The following is a 20,830-nucleotide window of genomic DNA, read 5'->3' as shown; positions in this document are numbered from 1 at the left end:
CACGGCCTCTCCTCACAGCACATGGCATTCGATGTAGACAAGTACACCGCGACCTCGGTCAACGTGAATTGGGACGATCTCGACCTCGAGCGCTTTCGCGAGCATCCTCTTCCGGCGGGCTCGCTTCGCACCCTTCGTTATATGGCGGATGTGGAATATCACACGGTTTGCTACACCCGCGACCTCCTCACCACCCCCTCCCACAAGGAGGCGGACATGAGCGCGTTCATGACGATGTGGAACCGCGAGGAGTTCTGGCACGGCGAAGCGCTCGCGACGGTTCTCGGCATGCACGGGATCGTCGTCGACTTCGACGAGATCAAGGCCGACCGCCTGAAGCTCGGGTGGAAGGACAAGCTGGATCCGATCAAGCAGTCCATCGCCGGAAAGCTGGTGGGCGCGGACTTCGTGGCCGTGCACATGGCCTGGGGTGCGGCCAACGAATGGTCGGCGATCACCGCTTACAACCGCATGGCGGACCTGGAGGAAGACCCGGTGCTCGCCGAGCTGCTGAAGCGGATCGCGAAGCAGGAGGCCCGCCACGTCGCCTTCTACACCTCCCAGGCCCGTGATCGTCTCGCCAAGAGCCGCAAGGCTCAGGTGCTCGCCCGCTTCGCGCTCAAGAACTTCTGGGCGCCCGTCGGCTCCAGCATCATGGAGCGCACCGAGGTGCAGCACGTGATGGGCCACCTCATGGGCGGAGCCGAGGGCCGAAAGGGTGCGCGCAAGATCGATGCCGCCATCTCCGGGCTTCCTGGTATGGAGGGCCTCACGATCGTCGAGGACTCGCTGGACAAGCTGGGCGTCGCGGCCTGACTCCGGCGGCCTGACTCCCACGGCCTGCCTCCCACGGCCTGCCTTTCGCAGGCTGAGGTTCTCCGCCTGGCCCGCAGCGCTTCGCCGCACCGGTGCCGCACCCTTTCTGGGGTCTGTGCGGCACCGTGCGCGTAGGCGAGCATGGGTCAGGAAGGGGGAGCCCATGATATCGATCGCCTACCTGAGTTCCGCGACTCGCGCCTATACCGACGAGGAACTCGCCCAACTGCTCACGAGCATTCGCGAGAACAACGCGCGGCAGGGGATCACCGGCATCCTGCTCTACAGCAACAGCCAGTTCATGCAGGTGCTCGAGGGTCCGGATGACGCGATTCGCGCGTGCTACGCCATCATCTCCGTCGATCCCCGGCATCATGGCGTGCAACTGCTGAGCGTGGAAGTGATCGCGGAACGTCGCTATCCGAGCTGGCGGATGGGGTTCCGTGCACTCACCGACAGTTCATCGCGCTCCATCCCGGGTTACGACGATTTCTTCCACCAGCAGAAGAGCCCCATGCCGGCGTCAGAGGCTGCTGAGCGAGCGCGCGGACTGCTCGACTGGTTCCGTGACAACTCGCTCCCCGTCGGCCAGGCATCCTGACCCGTCTCAGCGCACCGACTTACGCTCGTAGATCACTATCGCCCAGATGGCCCCGGCGGCCGCGATCGCGATGCTCCATCCGATCGCGAGAGCCAGGTTGCCTGCCAGCGGAGTTCCGACCAGCAGCCCGCGCAGGGTCTCGATGAACGGCGTGAACGGCTGGTGCTGGGCGAACCACTGCAGCCATGACGGCATCGACGCGGTCGGGACGAAACCGCTGCCGAGCAGCGGAAGCAGAGTCAGGATGAGGGGCAGGTTGCTCGCCGTCTCCACGGTCTTGGATTGCATCCCCATGGCGACCCCGATCCAGCTGATGGCGAAAGCGATCAACACGATGACGAACGCTGCGGCGATCCACTCGAGTGGTGCTGCCGTCGGGCGGAAACCGATGGCCACTCCGACGCCGAGCACGAGGGCGACGGCGATGATCGCCTGGATGGTATTGCCGATCACGTGACCGGCGAGTACCGCGGAGCGTGAGATCGCCATCGTGCGGAACCTCGCGGTGATGCCCTCGGTCATGTCCATCGCCACCGTGATGGCCGCACCGCTGGCAGTGCCCGCAATGGTGATCAGCAGGATTCCCGGCATCACGTAGGCGAGGTAGGCATCCCGACCGCCGGCCGGGTCCACGCCGGGGAGGCCTGCCCCCAGAGTGCCACCGAAGACGAAGACGGTCAGAAGCAGGATCACTACCGGGCCGAGGATGGTGAACATCGACAGACCCGGGTAACGCACGACGTGCAGTAGGTTGCGGCGCAGCATCGTGACGGAGTCAGCGATCACATGAGACCGTCGGCGGAGGGCGATGGTGGTCATTGCTCTGTCTCTTCCGTGCCGGTGAGGGCGAAGAACACGTCATCGAGGTCTGGGCTGTGGATGCTGAGGTCGTCGAGCGTGATGCCCGCCGCCTCGAGACGGTCGAGCAGGGTGCGGAGCGTGCCGACACCGCCGCCGCTCGGCACGGTCAGGGCGAGTCCGGCATCGTCGCGGACGGAACTGTCGAGGAGCCGTGACGCCGCATCGAGCGAGGCGAGCTCTGCGAACCGCAGGCGGATGTGTCCCCCCGGCACCAGTCGCTTGAGCTCCTCCGGCGTGCCCTCGGCGACGATTCGACCGCCGTCGAGCACGGCGATGCGGTGAGCGAGTTCATCCGCCTCCTCGAGGTGCTGGGTGGTGAGCAGCACCGTCGTGCCCTCCACGACGAGGCCGCGCACGATGTCCCACACGGTGTGGCGGCTGCGCGGGTCGAGACCGGTGGTGGGCTCGTCGAGGAAGATGACACTCGGCGTCGCCACGAGGGTCATCGCGAGGTCGAGGCGACGCTGCATTCCGCCGGAGTAGGTGGCGAGAGGCTTTCGGGCGGACTCGACGAGGTCGAACTGCTCGAGCAGGTCTGACACCCGTGCCTTCGACGCCTTCGCGCCGAGGTGGCGAAGCCGGGCCATCAGCAACAGGTTCTCCTCGCCGGTGAGCAGCTTGTCCACTGCGGAGAATTGGCCCGTGAGCCCGATCGCCGCACGCACGCCACCGGGATCGCGGACCACGTCGCATCCGTTCACCGCCGCTGCGCCGCCGTCGGGCCGCACGAGAGTGGAGAGGATGTGCACGGTCGTCGTCTTGCCCGCACCGTTCGGGCCGAGTAGCGCGGTGACGGTACCGGCGGCGACCCTCAGGTCGATACCGTCGAGCACGGTCTTGGCGCCGTAGGACTTGCGCAGGGCGCGAAGGTTGATCGCTGAGCTGGTCATGCCGTTCTCACTCTCTTCGTCGGCCCGGTTTTCAGGGCGCTCGGGTGATGGTGATGTCGCCCCACTGCGTGCGGGCTCGCACGGCGACGGTCTCTTCGGAGGGTTCGGGGGCACGGTCGCCATCGAGCTGGTTGCGCACGTGTCCGTTCTTGGAGGCGAGGTCGAGCCACGCCGGCACCCCGGTGCGCACGCCGATCGTCACCTGGCCGAAACCGCTCTCGACCTGGATCGAACCGCTCGAGACGGCGCCGAGCTGGATGCTGCCGTAGGCGGTCTTCGCGGTCACCGAGGCGAGCGCTGTGGTGATGTCGAGGTCGCCGTAGGAGAGATTCGCCTCGAGCTCTCCGCCCGACTCGCCGACCGTGACCGTTCCGTGCGAGGCCTTGAGGATGGAGTCTCCGGTGACGACCCCGACCCGGATCTGTCCGTGGTCGGCCGTGACCTGGAGTTCGCCATCGACGGTTCCAAGGGTCGCATTGCCGTGCCCCGCCCGCAGCCACAGGTCCCCGGTCATGGCGAGCTCGACGGGGCCCATCCCACTCTTGATGCGGGTGGCTCCGAGGCGGCCGGCGGTGTGGATGCCGCCGGCCGCGACCTCCGCGGTGAGCCGAGACCCCGTGGGCAGCTCGACCCGCACGTCGACGGACTCGGTGGGGCCGATCCAGCTCAGTCGGGGTTTCGGTGCCGTGATGGTGAGTCGCTGGCCGTCGAAGTCGACCCTCGTCTCCTCCGCGCCCCGGCGGTCCACCGCGCGGTCGGGATTCGTTGCGGTCACCGTCACGACCGTGTCTTCCCGGTCAGTGGCGATGACGTCGACTGCACCGACGGGCAGGTCGATGGCGAGGTCGATCGGCAGGGTGGTCGTGTAAGTGGGCATGCTGGCGCTGTCCTTCCGGGAGGCGTACTCGAGAGGCCCCGCGGGTGGGGGCAGGTGGGTGGTTCGGGCGAGGGGTGGGTACGGGTGCCTATCGCGCCCAGCCGGCGAAGTTGTCGCCGGTGCGCAGCGTTCGCTGGGCGGTCCGTCGTTGTCGGGGCTGCAGGGCGGAGGCGACAGCCCGCACCAGCCAGGTGTTGACCGACAGGCCGTCGGCGGCCGCCGCGTCGTCCACCCGCGCCTTCAGCGCGTCGGGCAGTCGCAGGGTGGTGCGCGAGGTGCTCGCATCCTCGATGTCGAGGGCGGCCACCTCGTCGACGTCGGTCTCGGCGCTCGCCGTGGTGACCACGAATTCGACCTCGCGTCCGCGGAGTCGCAGGTCGACCGAGCCCGGTGCGAGGTCGCGGGTGATTTCGCCGACCGCCGCCGAGAGAGCGTCGAGCAGCACCAGCCGGGTCGCGGCATCCAGTCCGGCGGCGAGCCGTTCCGCTGCGAGGCGGGTGTCTTCTGCGCCGTTCGCGGTGGCATCCACCAACTGTCGTTGCAGGTCGCTGACGTAAGGTCCCAAGTCCATGACATCAGCATGACACCATCGTGGTGTCATGTCAAACGATTTTGGTGTCAACGCAGGCGCAGATGCCTCGACAGAGTCGAGCCCACTCGGAGTGGGTGGCCTCAGGGCTCGCGGAGGGGCGAACGGGCGGGGCAGGCCGTGTCGATCTCGGTTTCGCCGATCGACCCGGAGCCGGACCTCTGGGGGAACCATGCGCCGTGAGAGGCGAGGAAGGCGTCAAGCCCGGGCGGGCTGGTGCGGACCGTGAAACCGTAGTGGGTCCAGCACGGCACGAGGTACTCATCGAGATAGCGATAGACGTAGCGGAGCTCGTCTTGCGTATAGGGCGGCTCGGGCCGGCCGGAGTGTTGGACGGAACACACATACGAGGCGACCGCATAGGCCGTCGCCTGGTCCTCGGGAATGTCCCCACTCTCGACGGTCGGTCCGCTGGACTCCCAGCCGTTGCCCTCTTGGGAGAGGGCCGCGTGGTACCCCGCCTGCTTCATGCACTGCACCGAAGCGGCGAACAGGGGGGTACCGGTGCCGTAGGCGATCAGGTCGACGGTGGGGCGCACGGCCGAGGGATGCAGTGCGACCAGGTCCGCCCACTGGCGGTCCGCTTCCGCAAGCCGGGCGGTCTCCGCTTCGGCATCCGTCAGCGGAGCGGCCGGGGCGGGTTTCGCGCCGAGATCCGGCACGGCGAAACGATCAATCGCGGGTGTGGATGACGGCACCGCCTTCGACAGGTGGGCCGGGCCGACGACGGCGGCGCAACCCGAGAGCGCGAGGGACACGATGACGCCGGCCACCACGACGCTCAACCGAACATTGCTCATACGCCGACCGTATCCGAGGGGTCCACAGAGCGCTAGGCCGATGACGCACTCACTCTTGATGCGCAGCGCTCGTGCGGAGCACAATGTCGGCATGACCAAGTACCTCATCTCCTTCCCGAGCGAAGCCATGGTGCTCACCGAGGAGGAGTTCCCGTTCGTGGTCGCCGACTCCCACGCCGTGATCGAGGAGGCCAAAGCGGCCGGTGTCTACGTGTTCGGGGGAGGGATCGACGAACAGGTCGATCCGGTGTTGGTGTCTGCCGATGGGTCGGTCGCTCCCGAGATCTATCCGGGCAGTCGCCTCAAGGGCGGGTTCACCGTCCTGGAATTGCCGACGCGCAAAGATGCCGTGGAGTGGTCGAGGAAGATCGCGGTCGCCTGCCGGTGTGCGCAGGAACTCCGAGAGTTCATGTACGACCCGGCCAGCTAGCCCGGGCAAGCGCCGAGCCTGGCGGAAGGTGCGGTCTCGATAGGCGCCGCAGACGGCGCTCGTCCACCACCGGTGGAGAACCCCCTGTCGGATTCGAACCGACGACCCCGCTGAGATGGGCGAATTGGACCGGTCACCTGAGGTGCGACGGTGCTGATATCCAGCGGAGTTCCGCAATTCTCGATGGAGTTGGACACTTTTCGCCGACGCTCAGCATTTCTCGCTGAAGATCGGGAGCAGGGCGACGAGGGCTGTGTCTCGTGGCCTCTGGCTCTCCGTGCCAGTATTCAGTCATGCCGTGGACTCGAGATAAAGACAACTCTGTCGCACCTCCGCGCAACTACGGGGCGCTGGAATCAGCACCGGATCCCCAGATGCTTCGCGCATTCAAGCGGGCTTCGCGCGGCTCGGAGTTGGAGTCGATCGCGGGCAGAGATCTCAGGCAGGCCCTGCCGGTAGCTATTTTCATGGCGGTTCTGGCGCTTGCGACCATTCCGGTGCAGTTCGTGCTTCTCGCTGGGATCTTCGTCGGCCCCATATTCACTCGAGTGATCGCCGGTGTCCTCGCAGCCCTGGTCGGGCGTATTCTGTTGTTCTTCTGGGAGATCTTTCGGCGGGACGTTGTGTCGGCGGCGCCATGGAAGACATGGTTTCGACTCTCCGCCTTCGCCGAACAGAACGAGATCGTCTTCCATCCTCGAATAACGAATCCACGCTACGCGGGGACAATCTTCAACCAGGGTGAGGCACGTCGAAGCTTCAACGTGATGCGGTTCGATCGCAGTCGTCATGTAGAAATCGGCAATTTTCGTTACGTCGGCGACATCGGCCCGCGCCAAGTCCCCGAGTGGGGTTACCTCGCCATTCGACTGGACCGCAAAGTACCCAACATGGTGATGCAATCGAGACTGAATCAAAAGTTGTTCGGTACTCGCCTGCCCGTCACTTTCACAAAGCATCAGGTGTTGCCATTGGAGGGAGACTTCGGCCAATATTTCACGCTCTACGCGCCGATCGCCTATGAACGAGACGCTCTCTACGTCTTCACACCCGACCTGATGGCGCTGCTGATCGACGAGACCGCGGTTTTTGATGTCGAGGTCGTGGACGATTGGATGTTTGTCTACTCCCACAAACCGTTCGACATGCTTTCACCGTTGACCTATGAACGCGCCGATCGCATCGTCGAGACGCTCGGAGCCAAGACACTGCGCCAGACTCGGCGATACGCGGACGACCGTCTCGATGGCCCCGCGATCGACGCTATCGCCGCGCCCGGTCGGCGGCTTCGGACCCCGGTCAGTCGAGTACTTGTTGCTGGAGTCGCGGTCTACGGCCTGGCAATCGTGTGCGGTGTTATCGCCGGAATCGCTCAGGCATCGACGTGAAAATCAACTAGAACGCGGTTGGCCGCCGGGCAGCTCACGCCGTCCGGCGGTGCGATATCGTGCCTCTGTCTCACCCGAATCCTGTTTTTGCGCCTTAACGGGGGTCTCGATGTGCGCCGCAGACGGCGCTACTGGAACACCGGTGGAGAGCCCCCTGTCGGATTCGAACCGACGACCCCCGCTTTACAAGAGCGGTGCTCTGGCCAACTGAGCTAAGGGGGCGAACGGGTATTCATATTACTTGGCGTGCGCAGAGTGGGGTGCCGCTGCCGATAACCTTGGACCAATGACGACCGAACCTGCGCACTCCCGGTCGGCCGTCGCCATCGGGGTCGCGGGCGCAGTGCTGGTCGGCGTTCTCACCGCGACCCAGTCACGGGTCAACGGGGAGTTGGGCCGGGCGCTCTCCGACGGCTATCTCGCCGCGGTCATCTCCTTCGGCTCCGGCCTCGTCATCCTCGTCGTCGCGCTCGCCGCGTGGGCGCCCGGCCGCCGGGGGCTCTCGAAGGCGTTCGCCTCCGTCCGCGAGGGAACCACACCGTGGTGGTACCTGTGCGGGGGAGCGGGCGGCGCCCTGTTCGTGCTCTCGCAGGGAATCACCGGCGCGGTGCTGGGTGTCGCACTGTTCACCGTGGCCGTCGTCTGCGGCCAGACCATCAGTGGACTCGCCATCGACCGTAACGGCATCGGCCACACGCCCCCGGCCGCGATCACGGTCACCCGGCTTCTCGGCTCGGCGCTCGCTCTCGTGGCGGTCGGTGTGGCGGTCTCGGCGGGCTTCGGCGGCGACATCCCGGCCTGGATGCTGCTGCTGCCGTTCGCCGCGGGATTGGCGGTAGGCCTCCAGCAGGCGGTCAACGGCCAGGTGCGACGCGTTGCCGGATCCGCCCTCACCGCCACCTTCATGAACTTCCTGGTCGGTGCCACGGTGCTTCTCGTGGCCTGCCTGATCCACGAAGCGATCGTGGGCCTTCCCGAGCGGATGCCGACCACCCCCGTGCTCTACCTCGGCGGACTCATCGGCACGATCTTCATCGGCGGAGCGGTCGTCGTGGTGCGGGTCACCGGAGTGCTGCTTCTCGGTCTCGGTTCGGTCGCCGGACAGCTGGTGATGTCGCTCGTGCTCGATCTCGTTGTGCCCGCCGCCGGCCAGACGGTGGTGACCTCCACCGTCATCGGCACGCTGCTCACCCTGGTGGCCGTCGCGATCGCCGCGATCCCGTCCCGGGCGCTCAGAGTGCGCTGAGGTACTCCTCGGCGGGGAACGGCTTGCGTTCGCCGGCCTTCTCGCCGTGCTCACGTCCTCCGACATAAAGCCAGCCGAGCAGCTGCTCGTTGTCGGCCAGGTGGTGCATCACGCGCACGGGAAGCGAGCGGGTAAGGTGCCCGGTGCGCCACATCACGCCCCAGCCCGCGTCATCCAGCAACAGGCTGAGAGTGTGGGCGACACCGGCTGCCACCGCCTCCTGCTCCCAGTCGGCCACCTTGTGGCTGGGCTGCACTGCCTCGACCACGGCGATCAGCAGTGATGCCCGCAGCGGCTTGGCTGCGAGCTTCGCGGCATCCGCGCCCTCCAGGCCGCTCGCCTCGACGAACGCCGCGCCGAGTCGCTCGCGCGCAGCCCCGCGGAGTTCGATGAGGCGCCAGGGGCGCAGCGCCGCGTGGTCGGCGACGGAGGACGCCGCCGCCACGAGGGGCAGCAGTTCGGCGTGGCTGGGTGCGTCAGCGGTGACCTTCGGTTGCGAGCGGCGGCGGCTGACGGCATCCAGTAGCGACATCGGGGCTCTAGCCCTCTTCCTTGAACTCGAGGGACAGCGAGTTCATGCAGTACCGGTCGCCGGTGGGCGTCTGGTAGGCGTCATCGAAGAGATGCCCGAGGTGCGAACCGCAGTTGGCGCACAGCACCTCGGTGCGGGTCATGAACAGGCTCTTGTCGGTCTTGAGGATCACGGCGTCGGGGTTGACCGACTCGTAGAAGCTGGGCCATCCCGATCCGGAGTCGAACTTGGTGTTGCTGGCGAAGAGCTCGGCGTGACAGGCGCCACAGGTGTAGACCCCGGCGCGCTTCTCGTCGAGCAGTGCTCCCGACCACGGGCGCTCCGTGGCCGCCTCACGCAGGATGGAGAATCGGGTGGGGTCGAGCTCTGCTCGCCATTCCGAATCGCTCTTGGCGACGGGGTACTGCGTGTTGTCGGTGTTCTTGCTCATGGTCGGTTCCTTCCGGTGCCTCAGTGCGCATCCGATAAAACTCAGTGCGCCTCTCATTAAACTCGGCAGTATGCCCGAATGTTCCATCGTCCAGAAATCGTGGAGTCAACTCACACTGGAGGAGCTGTACTCCGTACTCAAGCTTCGCACCGACGTCTTCTTCGTCGAGCAGCGCATCGATGAGGAAGAACTCGACAATCGCGACCAGGAGGCGACCACCGAGCACCTCTGGATTGCGGATGCTTCGGGCGCGGCCGCCTACCTGCGCGTGCTCGTGGACGCCGAAGCGACCCATCTCGACGCCCGCCACATCGTCGGGCGGGTCGTCGTGCGCGCGGATCGTCGCGGCGAAGGCCTGGCGCAGCTCCTCGTGGGCCGGGTGATGGAGCAGCACGGTCACGAGTCCATGCTTCTGCACGCCCAGGACTACATCGCCCCGCTGTATGCCAAGTTCGGATTCGAGTCCTTCGGCGACAAGTACATCGAGGCCGGCATCCCCCATATCTCGATGTACCGCGCACGGCGCTGAATGGACACCGCCACCTGGTACCGGGGTTTCGGCGAGCTCGAAGCGCGGGGCGAGTCGGCCATCTACGAGGAGTGGGCGCTCGGCGTGGCGGATGACCCGACGCTGATCGCTCTCATCGACGAGTTGCCCCTGCAGAAGCGGCAACCCAATCTCATCTTCGCCTGCGCTCGCCTGCTCGGGGCACCGGAGGCCGACTACCCGAGCCTGCGCGGCTGGCTTCTGCAGCACTGGTCCGAGGTCGAGCTCGAGGCGCTGGCCCGCAGCACCCAGACGAATGAGGCGCGGCGGTGCGCGTCGCTTCTGCCCGCCCTTGCGCTCGTCCCGGGCCCCCTCGCCCTGCTCGAAGTCGGGGCGAGCGCCGGCCTCTGCCTCTTCCCCGACCGATACAGCTACTCCTACGACGGCGGGGCGGCGATCGATCCACCCGTCGGGCCGAGCACCGTGCTGCTCGAGTGTGCGACGACGGGCAACATGCCCCGCCCCACCGAGGTGCCGGATGTCGTCTGGCGCGCGGGCATCGACCTCCGTCCGCTCGATGTGGAGGACGCCGACGACACGCGCTGGCTCGAGACGCTGGTCTGGCCGGAGCAGCACGAGCGCCGCGCACGGTTGCGGGCCTCCATCCGCATCGCAGCGACCGACCCGCCTCGTGTGGTGCGGGGGGATGCCTCGCAACTGGCGTCTCTCGCCGCGGAGGCCCCGGATGGCGCGACCCTCGTCGTGATCACGAGTGCGGTGCTCGTCTACCTGCCCTTCGCAGAGCGGATGCGGTTCGTGGACGTCGTGCGCGCCCTCGACACCCGCTGGATCTCGCTCGAGGGGGTGCGCGGCTTGCCTACCGTGCGGGCGGCGCTGCCTGACGACGGGGGATCCGACGGTCGGTTCGTGCTCGCCCTCGATGAGGTCCCGCTCGCCTTCACGGGAGCGCACGGCCAGTCCCTCGACTGGATCGCCACGCCGTAGGCGGTCTCGGCCCATCTTCGCGGCGCGGGCGGTGCCTCCGGCTGCACACAGCAAGGCCGCCCTAGTATTGCCGCAGAGCGGAGGGAGAACCTGTGCCAGCCTCATCCGAGCGGTCTGACACGCCCTCAGCGACCCCGGAGATCGCGGCCCTTCCCGCCCGGGAACAGAGCATTCTGGTGTTCGAACGCCAGTGGTGGTCGCATGCCGGGGCGAAAGAGGCGGCAATCCGAGCGGAGTTCAACCTTCCGGCGGCCCGGTACTATCAATTGCTGAACGCGGCGCTCGACCTGCCGGAAGCCATCCTCTTCGATCCCCTGTTGGTGAGACGGCTGCAGCGACTGCGGGATGCCCGCACCGACGCGCGATCCGCCCGGGTTCTCGGCACCGCCGACTCCACATCCCAGTAACCGAATCGACGAAAAGAACTGATGGCGAACACATCGACTGACCGCTTCGACAGCGTGCCTGACGACCTGTTGCGCACCGGCGCGCACCGTTCCGCTCCCCAGCGGGGCCGCGGATGGATCGCGTTCGCCTGGGCTGCGCTCGCCACCGGTGTGCTGGTGGCCGCGGGACTGTTCGGCCTTGCGGTCATCCGGGGCACCATCGACCTCCCGTTCGCGACGGCGACGGCGACAGCGAAAGCGAGCCCGACGCCGACTCCCACTCCGACGCCGACCATCACGCCCAAGATCGATCCCGCACTGGCGATCACCGTGCTGAACGGCACCACCACCAAGGGACTCGCGACCGCTGCCGGGAACGACCTCGTCAAGCAGGGCTGGGCCGGAGCATCCGAGCAGATCGGATCGCGCACGAATGCCGGATCCACCGACATCACCAAGACCGTCGTCTACTACGGCGACGCAGCGAACGAAGCGGCGGCGCGGGCCATGGTGCTGTCGCTCAAGATCGGGGAAATCCGGCTCTCGGCGGCCTACCCGGGATCGCCGATCACCGTGGTGCTCGGCAGCGACTACAAGCTTCCCGCAGGCTGATCCGCCGCCCCGTGTTTCGCTGAGGTTTAATTCGTTCCGATTTGCCCGAATCGCCATTACTATCTGGGATTGGTTGCTGACAGCGGCAGCCGGAGGCGAAACACAGGGAGTATTCGATGGCGAACGGAACCGTCAAGTGGTTCAACGCTGAAAAGGGCTACGGCTTCATCACGGAAGAAGGTGGCGGGCAGGATGTCTTCGTCCACTACTCCGCGATTGACATGGGTGGCTACAAGGTGCTCGAAGAGGGGCAGAAAGTGACCTTCGAGGTCGGCACCGGCAACAAGGGCCCGCAGGCCGAATCGGTGCGCCTGGCCCAGTAGGGTCCAATGGCCCGGCCGTCGCCCCCGAGCGCGGCTATTCTGTGCGCATGGGGGATACGCCGGCACGGGTGCGCGCACTACTCTCGCTGACTCTCGCAATCGGGCTCGGCCTGTCGATGTCGGGTTGCGTTACGCAGAAGGCGAAGCCGTCGGCGAGCCCGACCCCGAGCCCCACAGCGACGGTCACGGCGCCGCCGACCTCGATCGCGCCACTGCGCGGAACGACGGTGCCCGCGGGATCCCTCGACCATGCGTCGATCGCGGCGAAGATCGACAACCTGCCCTCCGCGCGACCGCAGGTCGGCCTGGAGAGCACCGACCTCGTCTACCAGGAACTGGTCGAGGGCGGTCTCACCCGCTACGTCGCAGTCTGGCAATCCAGCATCCCCGCTCTGATCGGTCCCGTGCGCTCCATCCGACCGATGGATCCGGACATCGTCTCGCCACTCGGCGGCATCATCTGCTATTCCGGCGGCCAGCAACGCTTCATCGACCTCATGCGCAAGACACCCGTGTACAACGCCATCCACGGCCAGGCGGACACGGCGAGCACCTTCTTCCGAACCCCGACAAAGGCGGCGCCCCACAACGTGCTCGTCAAGGCCCCTGAGCTGCTCGCCCAGCACGCGGATATCCCCGCCCCGGCTCAGCAGTTCCAGTACGCTCCCGCCCCCGCGTCGACCGCGGCCACGGCCGGGACCCCGACGGCTGCGATCAGCTACGCGTTCTCCGGTGTGACCACCGGCAGCTGGACGTGGGATGCCACAAAGGCCGTCTTCCTCCGGTCCCAGGGCACCGGCCCCGACCTCGACAGCGCGGGGGCGCAACTCTCCACCACGAACGTCGTCGTCATGCGGGTCACGGTTACCACCGACCAGAACGTGCCAAAGACCAACCTGATCGGCTCGGGTGAGGCCTGGATCTCCTCCGGCGGGCGCACCGTTCACGCGAGCTGGACCAAGGCATCGGCGACGGATCCGATCCATCTCGCCGATGACGCGGGGGCACCAGTGCTCCTCGCCGTCGGCAACACCTGGATCGAGCTGGTTCCCTCGGCGGGATCCGTCTCGGTCGTCGCTCCCGGCTAGAGCTGCACGACCCCGAAGCTCACTTGCACTCTCAGGGGGAGAGTGCCAGAATCATTTAGCACTCCCTTATTGAGAGTGCCAATAGCTGTTGCTTACATGACGTCCCGGAAGGACGAAAAACACACATGGCAAAGATCATTGCTTTCAACGAGGAGGCCCGTCGCGGCCTCGAGCGCGGCCTCAACATCCTGGCCGACGCCGTCAAGGTGACCCTCGGCCCGCGCGGCCGCAACGTCGTACTCGAGAAGAAGTGGGGCGCCCCCACCATCACGAACGACGGTGTCTCCATCGCCAAAGAGATCGAACTCGACGACCCGTACGAGAAGATCGGTGCGGAGCTCGTCAAAGAGGTAGCGAAGAAGACGGATGACGTCGCCGGCGACGGCACGACCACCTCCGTCGTTCTCGCCCAGGCCCTCGTGCGCGAAGGACTGCGCAACGTCGCGGCCGGCGCCGACCCGATCAGCCTCAAGCGCGGCATCGACAAGGCCGTCACGGCAGTCATCGCCGCCCTCGTCGCCGGTGCCAAGGAGATCGAGACCAAGGAGGAGATCGCGGCCACCGCCTCCATCTCTGCCGGGGACCCCGAGATCGGCGCCCTCATCGCGGAAGCGATCGACAAGGTCGGCAAGGAGGGTGTCGTCACCGTCGAGGAGTCGAACACCTTCGGAACCGAGCTCGAGCTCACCGAGGGCATGCGCTTCGACAAGGGCTACCTGTCAGCGTACTTCGTGACCGACCCGGAGCGCCAGGAAGCGGTCTTCGAAGACCCCTACATCCTGATCGTCAACTCCAAGGTCTCCAACATCAAGGACCTCCTCCCGGTCGTGGACAAGGTCATCCAGTCGGGCAAGCAGCTCCTCATCATCGCTGAGGACGTGGATGGCGAGGCTCTCGCTACTCTCGTCGTCAACAAGATCCGTGGCATCTTCAAGTCCGTCGCCGTCAAGGCTCCGGGCTTCGGCGACCGTCGCAAGGCTCAGCTGCAGGACATCGCTATCCTCACCGGTGGCCAGGTCATCTCCGAGGAGGTCGGACTCAAGCTCGAGAACGCCACCCTCGACCTGCTCGGCCGTGCCCGCAAGGTCGTCGTCACCAAGGACGAGACCACGATCATCGAGGGCTCCGGCGACGCCGAGGCCATCGCCGGTCGCGTCAAGCAGATCCGTGCAGAGATCGAGAACACCGACTCCGACTACGACCGTGAGAAGCTCCAGGAGCGTCTCGCGAAGCTCGCCGGTGGCGTTGCGGTCATCAAGGCCGGAGCCGCGACCGAGGTCGAGCTCAAGGAGCGCAAGCACCGCATCGAGGACGCCGTTCGCAACGCGAAGGCCGCCGTCGAAGAGGGCATCGTCGCCGGTGGTGGCGTCGCCCTCATCCAGGCCGGCGCAATCGCCTTCGCCTCCGAGGCCCTCACCGGTCTCACGGGTGACGAGGCGACCGGAGCGAACATCGTCAAGGTCGCCGTGGACGCCCCGCTCAAGCAGATCGCGCTCAACGCCGGTCTCGAGTCCGGTGTCGTCGCCGAGAAGGTGCGCAACCTGCCCACCGGACACGGCCTCAACGCCGCGACCGGTGAGTATGTCGACATGCTCCTCGCCGGAATCAACGACCCGGTGAAGGTCACCCGCTCGGCCCTGCTCAACGCAGCGTCGATCGCCGGCTTGTTCCTCACCACCGAGGTCGTCGTCGCTGACAAGCCCGAGAAGGCTGCAGCACCGATGGGCGACCCGTCGGGCGGCATGGACTTCTAAGTCCCGCCAGCACGGCAAGAACGACCAGACAGCAGGGCGTCTCCTTTGGGAGGCGCCCTGCTGTCGTGTGTGGCGGTGACCAGGTTGCCTCAGCGATCCGTCACAAGACGCTCGACCGACCGATCTCGCGGACAGTTTGCGACTGTTCGCGGATGGTCGATGGGCTAGTGCTAGCTACAGCTGGGCCATCTCCCGGCCGACTCGTCAGTAAGTGCTCCTTCGGGGGCGGTGGCCAGCGGTTTGTGACGGTTGGCCGATGGGCCGGGTGGCGCTGGCGGATGGGCCGGGTGGCGCTGGCGGATGGGCCGGGTGGCGCTGGCCGATGGGCCGGGTGGCGCTGGCCGATGGGCAGGGGTGGCGCTGGCGGATGGGCAGGGGTGGCGCTGGCGGATGGGCAGGGGTGGCGCTGGCGGATGGGCCGGGTGGCGCTTGCTAGGGGTGGGTCATCCGCGAGCCAGTCCGTCAGTAAGTGCTCCTTCGGGGGCGGCCGCCAGCGGTTTGCAGCTGTCAGCAGTCGGCAGCCCTCAGTCGGCGGTTGGGCAGGGGCTGGTGCTCGCTGTGGATGGGCGATCCGCATACTGGTCCGTCGGTAAGTGCTCTTTCGGGGGCGGTGGCCAGCGCTTTGTGACGGTTGGCGGATGGGCAGGGGCTGGTGCTTGCTCAGAGTGGGACATCCGGCGGCCGATCCGTCAGCAAGTGCTCTTTGGGGGATTGTGGCCAGCGGTTTGTGACGGCTGGCGGATGGGCAGGGGGGCTGGTGCTTGCTCAGAGTGGGACATCCGGCGGCCGGTCCGTCGGTAAGTGCTCGTTCGGGGGCGGTGGCCAGCGCTTTGTGACGGTTGGCGGATGGGCAGGGGGCTGGTGCTTGCTCAGAGTGGGACATCCGGCGGCCGATCCGTCAGCAAGTGCTCTTTGGGGGATTGTGGCCAGCGGTTTGTGACGGTTGGCCGCCACGCGCCTGCCCGCCCGTGACTGCATGCCCACCCGCCACACGCCTGCCCGCCCGTGACTGCATGCCCACCCGCCACACGCCTGCCCGCCCGAGCCGGCAGCCCAGCCGCCCCTGCCCCGGTAACCGCTCAGTGTGCGAACAACCGGGTGTTCGCCGCCTCGATCTCGGCATACTGCTGCCCGGCATGCCCGAGCGCCGTGCCCATGGCCGCCAGTACCTCTTCGACACGCTGTTCGAGGCCCTTCCACTCCGTCACCGCGCCCTGGAACGCAGTGGCCGCGGGTCCCGACCAGGATGCCTGCAGGCTGGTGAGCTGTCCGTGAAGGGCGCCGACCTCGCCCTGAATTCGACCGATGGTGCCCTTCGCGGCCGTTGTCGCCGCGAGTACCGCTTCGCTGTCGACCTGATAGCGCGTCATGTCTGCCTCCGTGGGTTCACGTCCGCACACCGGATGGGTCGGATCGCTCCCCGACGCTAACCTCCGGTCGCGGCGTGCGAGCCCGCGTCAGTCGCGCTTGGGGGCAGCGGCGGGAGTGTAGTCCTCGGGGAGGAGTGGAAGGCTCACCCGGAAGGTGGCGCCACCTCCGGGAGTCTCCCGAACGGTCACCTCTCCCTTGTGGGAGGCGATGATGCCGGAGACGATCGCGAGCCCCAGTCCACTGCCGCCGGTCTCGCGGGTGCGCGACGAGTCCGCCCGCCAGAACCGCTGGAAGATCTTGTCGCGGATCTGCGGCGGGATCCCCTCCCCGTGGTCCACCACCTCGAGCACGCCGACACCCCGGGCGGAGTCGACCGACACGACGATCTCGAGCGGCGAGTCATCCGGAGTGAACCGCATCGCATTGCCCATCAGGTTCGTGACGACCTGCCGGATCTTGTTCTCCTCGGCGAGCACGACGGCGGGTTGCTCCACGGCGTCCACGACGGGCGCGACGATCTCGATCGGCATCGTCGGGAACTCACCGCGCGCCTGGCGACGGCGGAGACGGGCGAGTTGCGCCCCGGCGAAGCGGATGGGACCGGTCGCGGCCGGCGCGCCCGTGGGGCGTGCAGGAGAGACGGGTACTGCCGGGGCATCCGTCGTCGAGGGTGCATCCGTCGTCGAGGGTGCAGCCTTCGCGACGATCACGCTGACCGTGCGCTTCGGGGCGGAAGCCATGGCATCGAGGGCGGCATCATGGGCGATCGGCACGAGGTCGACGGCGCCGAGTTGCAGCGGCTTCGCCTCATCGATGCGGGCGAGTTCCAGCAGGTCGGAGACGAGCTCGCCCATGCGGATCGCCTCCTTCTCGATGCGTTCCATCGCCTGAGCCACGTCTTCGGGCTTCTGTAGCGCGCCCATGCGGTACAGCTCGGCATAGCCGCGCACAGAGACGAGCGGAGTGCGCAGCTCGTGGCTGGCATCCCCGACGAACCGGCGCATCTGATCGATGGTGCGCGCGCGGTCGGAGAAGGCCCGGTCGATGCGGTTGAGCATGGTGTTGAGCGAACGATTGAGCCGCCCCACCTCGGTGTTCGGCGTGGCGCCCTGCAGCCGCTGGCTGAAGTCCCCGTCGGCGATCGCGGCGGCGGTCGCCTCGACCTCGCGCAGCGGAGTGAAAGTGGAGGTCACGAGCAGCCGGGTGAGCGCGGCACCGAGCACGATCACCGCGAGCCCGAAGCCGAGGAAGATCACCAGGAACTGGTTGATCAGTTTGTCGGAACTCACGAGGTCGACCGCGACAACGACGGTGACGTAGTCCGCGGAGTCGACGATGTTGCGCGGAACGGCCACGATGCGCCACTGGTCGTCGTGTTCTTTGTCCCAGACGGTGAATGGCACACCACCGGTCTTGATCACGGTGTTGAAGGGCATCGATGGCACGTTCGGTGCCGAATGCGTCAGCGCGCCGTTATTGCAGAGCTCGTCACCGTTGGTGTCGAGCACGGCGAGGTAGTAGTCGTTGATCCCGGGCAGCGCGTCACAGGTCTTCGCACCGGTCTTGGTGTACCCGGGCACGGCCTGGGCGTATTTCGTCATCTTCGCGTCGGCATCCGCGAGCAGGTAGGTGCGCAGCACCGTCATGGTGCCGACGCCGGCGACGAGCAGTCCGAGGGTCACCAGAAGCACGGTCACGCCGGTGATCTTGGTGCGAAGGGAGACGCCGCTCCACCATCGCGTGAGTTTCTCGTGCATCAGGAGATCCAGATTACGGCGCACACCCTGAAAGCGACCCCCGTATCGAAAGCTCTGCGGGGGATGCTCAGGCCCGCGCGGCCTTGAGCATGTAGCCGAAGCCGCGCTTGGTCTGGATCACCGGCTCTTCGGAATACTGGTCGAGCTTGCGGCGCAGGTAGGAGATGTAGCTCTCCACGATGCCGGCGTCGCCGTTGAAGTCGTATTCCCAGACGTGATCGAGGATCTGCGCCTTGGAGAGAACACGGTTGGGGTTCAGCATGAGGTAGCGGAGCAGTTTGAACTCGGTCGGGCTCAGCTCGATCTGCTCGGATCCGATGGTCACCTCGTGGGTGTCCTGGTCCATGGTCAGTTCGCCGGCGCGGATGATCGCGTCTTCCTCGTCCTGCATGGTGCGGCGGAGGATCGCCTTGATGCGCGCGACGATCTCATCGAGGCTGAATGGCTTGGTGACGTAATCGTCGCCACCGACAGTCAGACCGGTGATCTTGTCTTCGGTGTCGTCCTTGGCCGTGAGGAAGAGAATCGGCGAGGTATACCCGCTCGACCGGAGGCGCTTGGTCACGCCGAATCCGTTCATGTCCGGCAGCATCACGTCGAGGATGATGAGGTCGGGCTCCTCCTCGAGCACGGCCGAGATGGCCTGTGCCCCATTTCCCACGGCGCGCACGGCGAAACCGGCGAACCGCAGGCTCGTCGTCAGCAGGTCGCGGATATTCGGTTCGTCGTCGACAATCAGGATCTTCGGGCCATCGCTCATGGCACCAGTATCTGCGCGTCAGCTGTGCGCTTCCTGAGTATGGGGGACGGATCTCTCGAGCTGCCGATTCTCGGCGGGAATCCGGGATCGCGTGGCTAGTCTGTGATCGTGAATCGCATCATCGGAAGCCGCACCTTCGACTTCGACCGGCAGGTCGCGGTGATGGCGATCATCAATCGCACGCCGGACTCCTTCTTCGACAAGGGAGCCACTTTCGCTCTCGACCGGGCCGTCGATGCCGCGCTGGCCGCGGCGGCCGCCGGAGCCGACTGGGTGGACATCGGGGGCGTGCCATTCGGCCGCGGAGACCCGGTGAGTCTCGCGGAGGAGATCGACCGAGTCGTGCCGGTGATCGCGGCCATCCATGCGCGCAGCGACGTGGTGATCTCCGTGGACACCACCAACGCGGAGGTCGCTCGGCGCAGCATCGAGGCCGGGGCATCCGTCATCAACGACACCAGCGGCTTCTCCGACGCCGACATGGCACAGGTCGTGTCGGAGAGCAGCGCGACTCTCGTGATCACCCACAGCAACGGCGTTCCGCGCAGCGAGCCGCAGAGCCCGCAGTACGACGACGTGATCGCCGAGGTGGTCGACTACCTGCGCGCACGGGTGGAGCAGGCTGAGGCCGCGGGCATCCCCCGGGATCGCCTGGTCATCGACCCCGGACACGATCTCAACAAGAACACGCTGCACACCCTGGAGATCACCCGGCGACTGCAGGAGGTCGCGGCGATCGGGTTGCCGACGCTCGCTGCGGTATCGAACAAGGACTTCATCGGTGAGGCCATCGACCGGGAGCAGGGGCAGCGGCAGTCCGGTTCGATCGCCGCCGCCGTCATCTGCATCATGAACGGCGCCAGGATCGTGCGGATGCACGACGTGCCCGCCGCCGTCGACGCGGTGCGGCTCACCGAAGCCGTGCTGGGATTCCGTCAGCCCGCCTACGCGCGTCACAACGTCTGATGGGGGTCTGATGAGCGTGCAGATCGATTGGCTGTTCCCCTCCCCGGGATCCGACCTCTCCGACGGCCAACTCTCTGCGCTGTACGACCGCGAAGATCGGGGTGCTCTCTGGCTGCGGGTGAACTTCGTGTCGAGCGTGGATGGAGCGGCGACAGTCGACGGGGTATCCGGCGCACTCGGCGGTGACGCCGATCACCGGGTCTTCGACCTGTTGAGAGAGCTCACCGATGTCGTGATCGTCGGCGCGGGCACCGTGCGCGGGGAGGGCTACGGGCCGATGGTGCTGCCGCCCGCATCGATCGACCGGCGCGTGTCGCGCGGGCTGGCGCCGCATCCGGTGTTCGCGATCGTGTCGAACCGCCTCGACCTCGACCCCTCCTCGCGCATCTTCAGCGAGGCTCCGGTGCGCCCGATCGTGGTGACGACGGATGCCGCGCCCCGGGATCGCCGAGACGCGCTGTCCGCCGTGGCCGACATCCTGATCGCGGGCGACTCGCGACTCGACCCCGTGGGTCTCGTCGCTGGACTGGCCGAGCGCGGACTCACGCAGCAACACTGCGAGGGTGGCCCCTCGCTCTTCGGCACGTTGCTCGCCGCCGGTGTCGTGAACGAGCTGTGCCTCACCGTGAGCCCACAGCTCGTGGCGGGGGAGGCCGGTCGCATCATCACCGGCGACCTCGCGAGCCCCCGCGACCTGGCCCTCGGGCACGTGCTCGCCTCAGGCGACACCCTGCTTCTGCGTTACGAACTGCGCTGAACCGAGCGCACCACGCCGCCGCACCCCTGCAGCCGCTCTCCCTTCATCATTCAGGAAGTTCTGCGGCCCATGGGCAAAGAGTCAACTCCCGGGAGCTCACCAGG

At 66.8% G+C, this 20,830-nt stretch carries 24 protein-coding genes and 1 tRNA gene; 14 read left to right on the top strand and 11 right to left on the bottom strand.

Annotated elements, in window-relative coordinates; all coding sequences use genetic code 11:
- Positions 1-21 precede the first annotated feature (21 nt).
- Both VLI63_RS04960 and VLI63_RS04955 read left to right on the top strand, forming a co-directional pair.
- Entirely contained in the window at positions 22-816 is a 795-nt protein-coding gene (locus tag VLI63_RS04960; RefSeq protein ID WP_409155807.1) for a ferritin-like domain-containing protein, read from the top strand.
- A gap of 163 nt (positions 817-979) precedes the next feature.
- Complete coding sequence (locus tag VLI63_RS04955) at positions 980-1,417, top strand: BLUF domain-containing protein (RefSeq protein WP_409155806.1); 438 nt, start codon at positions 980-982, stop codon at positions 1,415-1,417.
- Positions 1,418-1,423: 6 nt separating this feature from the next.
- On the opposite strand, the gene VLI63_RS04950 is transcribed toward VLI63_RS04955, so the two are convergent.
- The 5 genes from VLI63_RS04950 to VLI63_RS04930 form a co-directional block, all read right to left on the bottom strand.
- Complete coding sequence (locus VLI63_RS04950) at positions 1,424-2,236, bottom strand: ABC transporter permease (protein WP_409155805.1); 813 nt, start codon at positions 2,234-2,236, stop codon at positions 1,424-1,426.
- Positions 2,233-3,168, bottom strand: coding sequence for an ATP-binding cassette domain-containing protein (locus VLI63_RS04945; protein ID WP_409155804.1), 936 nt, complete (start codon positions 3,166-3,168; stop codon positions 2,233-2,235). The genes VLI63_RS04950 and VLI63_RS04945 overlap by 4 nt, the downstream gene beginning before the upstream one ends.
- A gap of 31 nt (positions 3,169-3,199) precedes the next feature.
- Positions 3,200-4,045: a DUF4097 family beta strand repeat-containing protein gene (locus VLI63_RS04940; RefSeq protein ID WP_409155803.1), complete on the bottom strand. Its 846-nt coding sequence runs from the start codon at positions 4,043-4,045 to the stop codon at positions 3,200-3,202.
- 88 nt (positions 4,046-4,133) lie between these two features.
- Positions 4,134-4,616 carry a histidine kinase gene (locus tag VLI63_RS04935; RefSeq protein WP_409155802.1) on the bottom strand — a complete coding sequence of 161 codons (483 nt, stop codon included), beginning with the start codon at positions 4,614-4,616 and terminating at the stop codon, positions 4,134-4,136.
- Between the two features lie 101 nt (positions 4,617-4,717).
- Entirely contained in the window at positions 4,718-5,434 is a 717-nt protein-coding gene (locus tag VLI63_RS04930; protein ID WP_409155801.1) for a hypothetical protein, read from the bottom strand.
- Positions 5,435-5,525: 91 nt separating this feature from the next.
- Here VLI63_RS04930 and VLI63_RS04925 point away from each other — a divergent pair, with 91 nt between their 5' ends.
- The gene (locus VLI63_RS04925) at positions 5,526-5,864 is read left to right on the top strand and encodes a YciI family protein (RefSeq protein ID WP_409155800.1); all 339 of its coding nucleotides are present in this window, start codon (positions 5,526-5,528) and stop codon (positions 5,862-5,864) included.
- A gap of 293 nt (positions 5,865-6,157) precedes the next feature.
- Entirely contained in the window at positions 6,158-7,252 is a 1,095-nt protein-coding gene (locus tag VLI63_RS04920) for a hypothetical protein (protein ID WP_409155799.1), read from the top strand.
- Between the two features lie 148 nt (positions 7,253-7,400).
- Here the strand turns inward: VLI63_RS04920 and VLI63_RS04915 are convergent.
- Positions 7,401-7,474 (bottom strand) — tRNA-Thr (locus VLI63_RS04915).
- Positions 7,475-7,538: 64 nt separating this feature from the next.
- Here VLI63_RS04915 and VLI63_RS04910 point away from each other — a divergent pair.
- The gene (locus VLI63_RS04910) at positions 7,539-8,498 is read left to right on the top strand and encodes a DMT family transporter (protein WP_409155798.1); all 960 of its coding nucleotides are present in this window, start codon (positions 7,539-7,541) and stop codon (positions 8,496-8,498) included.
- On the opposite strand, the gene VLI63_RS04905 is transcribed toward VLI63_RS04910, so the two are convergent.
- Together VLI63_RS04905 and msrB are read right to left on the bottom strand one after the other, a co-directional pair.
- Positions 8,485-9,030 (bottom strand): nitroreductase family protein, encoded by a 546-nt coding sequence (locus VLI63_RS04905; protein WP_409155797.1) that lies wholly within the window; start codon positions 9,028-9,030, stop codon positions 8,485-8,487. The two genes, VLI63_RS04910 and VLI63_RS04905, sit on opposite strands and share 14 nt — an antisense overlap.
- 7 nt (positions 9,031-9,037) lie before the next feature.
- Complete coding sequence (gene msrB / locus VLI63_RS04900) at positions 9,038-9,460, bottom strand: peptide-methionine (R)-S-oxide reductase MsrB (RefSeq protein ID WP_409155796.1); 423 nt, start codon at positions 9,458-9,460, stop codon at positions 9,038-9,040.
- 70 nt (positions 9,461-9,530) lie between these two features.
- Between msrB and VLI63_RS04895 the strand changes: the two genes are divergently transcribed.
- The 7 genes from VLI63_RS04895 (at position 9,531) to groL (ending at position 15,115) form a co-directional block, all read left to right on the top strand.
- Positions 9,531-9,989 (top strand): GNAT family N-acetyltransferase, encoded by a 459-nt coding sequence (locus VLI63_RS04895; protein ID WP_409155795.1) that lies wholly within the window; start codon positions 9,531-9,533, stop codon positions 9,987-9,989.
- Positions 9,990-10,952 (top strand): DUF2332 domain-containing protein, encoded by a 963-nt coding sequence (locus VLI63_RS04890; protein ID WP_409155794.1) that lies wholly within the window; start codon positions 9,990-9,992, stop codon positions 10,950-10,952.
- Positions 10,953-11,044: 92 nt separating this feature from the next.
- A complete protein-coding gene (locus VLI63_RS04885) occupies positions 11,045-11,359 on the top strand; it encodes a DUF3263 domain-containing protein (protein ID WP_409155793.1) in 315 nt (104 codons plus the stop codon).
- A gap of 21 nt (positions 11,360-11,380) precedes the next feature.
- Positions 11,381-11,950 carry a LytR C-terminal domain-containing protein gene (locus tag VLI63_RS04880; RefSeq protein WP_409155792.1) on the top strand — a complete coding sequence of 190 codons (570 nt, stop codon included), beginning with the start codon at positions 11,381-11,383 and terminating at the stop codon, positions 11,948-11,950.
- Positions 11,951-12,066: 116 nt separating this feature from the next.
- Positions 12,067-12,273: a cold-shock protein gene (locus tag VLI63_RS04875; RefSeq protein WP_354574317.1), complete on the top strand. Its 207-nt coding sequence runs from the start codon at positions 12,067-12,069 to the stop codon at positions 12,271-12,273.
- Positions 12,274-12,320: 47 nt separating this feature from the next.
- Positions 12,321-13,361 carry a DUF3048 domain-containing protein gene (locus VLI63_RS04870; RefSeq protein WP_409155791.1) on the top strand — a complete coding sequence of 347 codons (1,041 nt, stop codon included), beginning with the start codon at positions 12,321-12,323 and terminating at the stop codon, positions 13,359-13,361.
- A gap of 125 nt (positions 13,362-13,486) precedes the next feature.
- The gene (groL, locus tag VLI63_RS04865; protein ID WP_185201568.1) at positions 13,487-15,115 is read left to right on the top strand and encodes a chaperonin GroEL; all 1,629 of its coding nucleotides are present in this window, start codon (positions 13,487-13,489) and stop codon (positions 15,113-15,115) included.
- Between the two features lie 1,079 nt (positions 15,116-16,194).
- Here groL and VLI63_RS04860 read toward each other — a convergent pair.
- The 3 genes from VLI63_RS04860 to VLI63_RS04850 form a co-directional block, all read right to left on the bottom strand.
- Entirely contained in the window at positions 16,195-16,485 is a 291-nt protein-coding gene (locus tag VLI63_RS04860) for a WXG100 family type VII secretion target (protein WP_185201567.1), read from the bottom strand.
- A gap of 87 nt (positions 16,486-16,572) precedes the next feature.
- On the bottom strand, positions 16,573-18,243 hold the full coding sequence (locus tag VLI63_RS04855; RefSeq protein WP_409155790.1) for a sensor histidine kinase: 1,671 nt from the start codon (positions 18,241-18,243) through the stop codon (positions 16,573-16,575).
- A 67-nt stretch (positions 18,244-18,310) separates the two neighbouring features.
- A complete protein-coding gene (locus VLI63_RS04850) occupies positions 18,311-19,003 on the bottom strand; it encodes a response regulator transcription factor (protein WP_185201565.1) in 693 nt (230 codons plus the stop codon).
- A 108-nt stretch (positions 19,004-19,111) separates the two neighbouring features.
- Between VLI63_RS04850 and folP the strand changes: the two genes are divergently transcribed.
- Positions 19,112-19,969 (top strand): dihydropteroate synthase, encoded by an 858-nt coding sequence (gene folP / locus VLI63_RS04845; protein WP_409155789.1) that lies wholly within the window; start codon positions 19,112-19,114, stop codon positions 19,967-19,969.
- 10 nt (positions 19,970-19,979) lie between these two features.
- Positions 19,980-20,726: a pyrimidine reductase family protein gene (locus tag VLI63_RS04840; protein WP_409155788.1), complete on the top strand. Its 747-nt coding sequence runs from the start codon at positions 19,980-19,982 to the stop codon at positions 20,724-20,726.
- Positions 20,727-20,830: the final 104 nt, after the last annotated feature.

The sequence above is a fragment of the Lacisediminihabitans sp. H27-G8 genome (assembly GCF_046156175.1).
In the GTDB taxonomy this organism is placed as follows: Bacteria; Actinomycetota; Actinomycetes; order Actinomycetales; family Microbacteriaceae; genus Lacisediminihabitans.
This window is presented reverse-complemented; position numbering and strand designations above follow the sequence as displayed.

Coding starts and splice junctions, on each gene's coding strand:
- VLI63_RS04935 (WP_409155802.1), bottom strand. CDS start 4,616: ATGGACTTGGGACCTTACGTCAGCGACCTGCAACGACAGTTGGTGGAT.
- VLI63_RS04875 (WP_354574317.1), top strand. CDS start 12,067: ATGGCGAACGGAACCGTCAAGTGGTTCAACGCTGAAAAGGGCTACGGC.
- VLI63_RS04850 (WP_185201565.1), bottom strand. CDS start 19,003: ATGAGCGATGGCCCGAAGATCCTGATTGTCGACGACGAACCGAATATC.
- VLI63_RS04895 (WP_409155795.1), top strand. CDS start 9,531: ATGCCCGAATGTTCCATCGTCCAGAAATCGTGGAGTCAACTCACACTG.
- VLI63_RS04840 (WP_409155788.1), top strand. CDS start 19,980: ATGAGCGTGCAGATCGATTGGCTGTTCCCCTCCCCGGGATCCGACCTC.
- VLI63_RS04905 (WP_409155797.1), bottom strand. CDS start 9,030: ATGTCGCTACTGGATGCCGTCAGCCGCCGCCGCTCGCAACCGAAGGTC.
- VLI63_RS04940 (WP_409155803.1), bottom strand. CDS start 4,045: ATGCCCACTTACACGACCACCCTGCCGATCGACCTCGCCATCGACCTG.
- VLI63_RS04910 (WP_409155798.1), top strand. CDS start 7,539: ATGACGACCGAACCTGCGCACTCCCGGTCGGCCGTCGCCATCGGGGTC.
- VLI63_RS04870 (WP_409155791.1), top strand. CDS start 12,321: ATGGGGGATACGCCGGCACGGGTGCGCGCACTACTCTCGCTGACTCTC.
- VLI63_RS04955 (WP_409155806.1), top strand. CDS start 980: ATGATATCGATCGCCTACCTGAGTTCCGCGACTCGCGCCTATACCGAC.
- VLI63_RS04950 (WP_409155805.1), bottom strand. CDS start 2,236: ATGACCACCATCGCCCTCCGCCGACGGTCTCATGTGATCGCTGACTCC.
- VLI63_RS04960 (WP_409155807.1), top strand. CDS start 22: ATGGCATTCGATGTAGACAAGTACACCGCGACCTCGGTCAACGTGAAT.
- VLI63_RS04930 (WP_409155801.1), bottom strand. CDS start 5,434: ATGAGCAATGTTCGGTTGAGCGTCGTGGTGGCCGGCGTCATCGTGTCC.
- VLI63_RS04890 (WP_409155794.1), top strand. CDS start 9,990: ATGGACACCGCCACCTGGTACCGGGGTTTCGGCGAGCTCGAAGCGCGG.
- VLI63_RS04920 (WP_409155799.1), top strand. CDS start 6,158: ATGCCGTGGACTCGAGATAAAGACAACTCTGTCGCACCTCCGCGCAAC.
- VLI63_RS04880 (WP_409155792.1), top strand. CDS start 11,381: ATGGCGAACACATCGACTGACCGCTTCGACAGCGTGCCTGACGACCTG.
- VLI63_RS04860 (WP_185201567.1), bottom strand. CDS start 16,485: ATGACGCGCTATCAGGTCGACAGCGAAGCGGTACTCGCGGCGACAACG.
- msrB (WP_409155796.1), bottom strand. CDS start 9,460: ATGAGCAAGAACACCGACAACACGCAGTACCCCGTCGCCAAGAGCGAT.
- VLI63_RS04855 (WP_409155790.1), bottom strand. CDS start 18,243: ATGCACGAGAAACTCACGCGATGGTGGAGCGGCGTCTCCCTTCGCACC.
- VLI63_RS04945 (WP_409155804.1), bottom strand. CDS start 3,168: ATGACCAGCTCAGCGATCAACCTTCGCGCCCTGCGCAAGTCCTACGGC.
- groL (WP_185201568.1), top strand. CDS start 13,487: ATGGCAAAGATCATTGCTTTCAACGAGGAGGCCCGTCGCGGCCTCGAG.
- VLI63_RS04925 (WP_409155800.1), top strand. CDS start 5,526: ATGACCAAGTACCTCATCTCCTTCCCGAGCGAAGCCATGGTGCTCACC.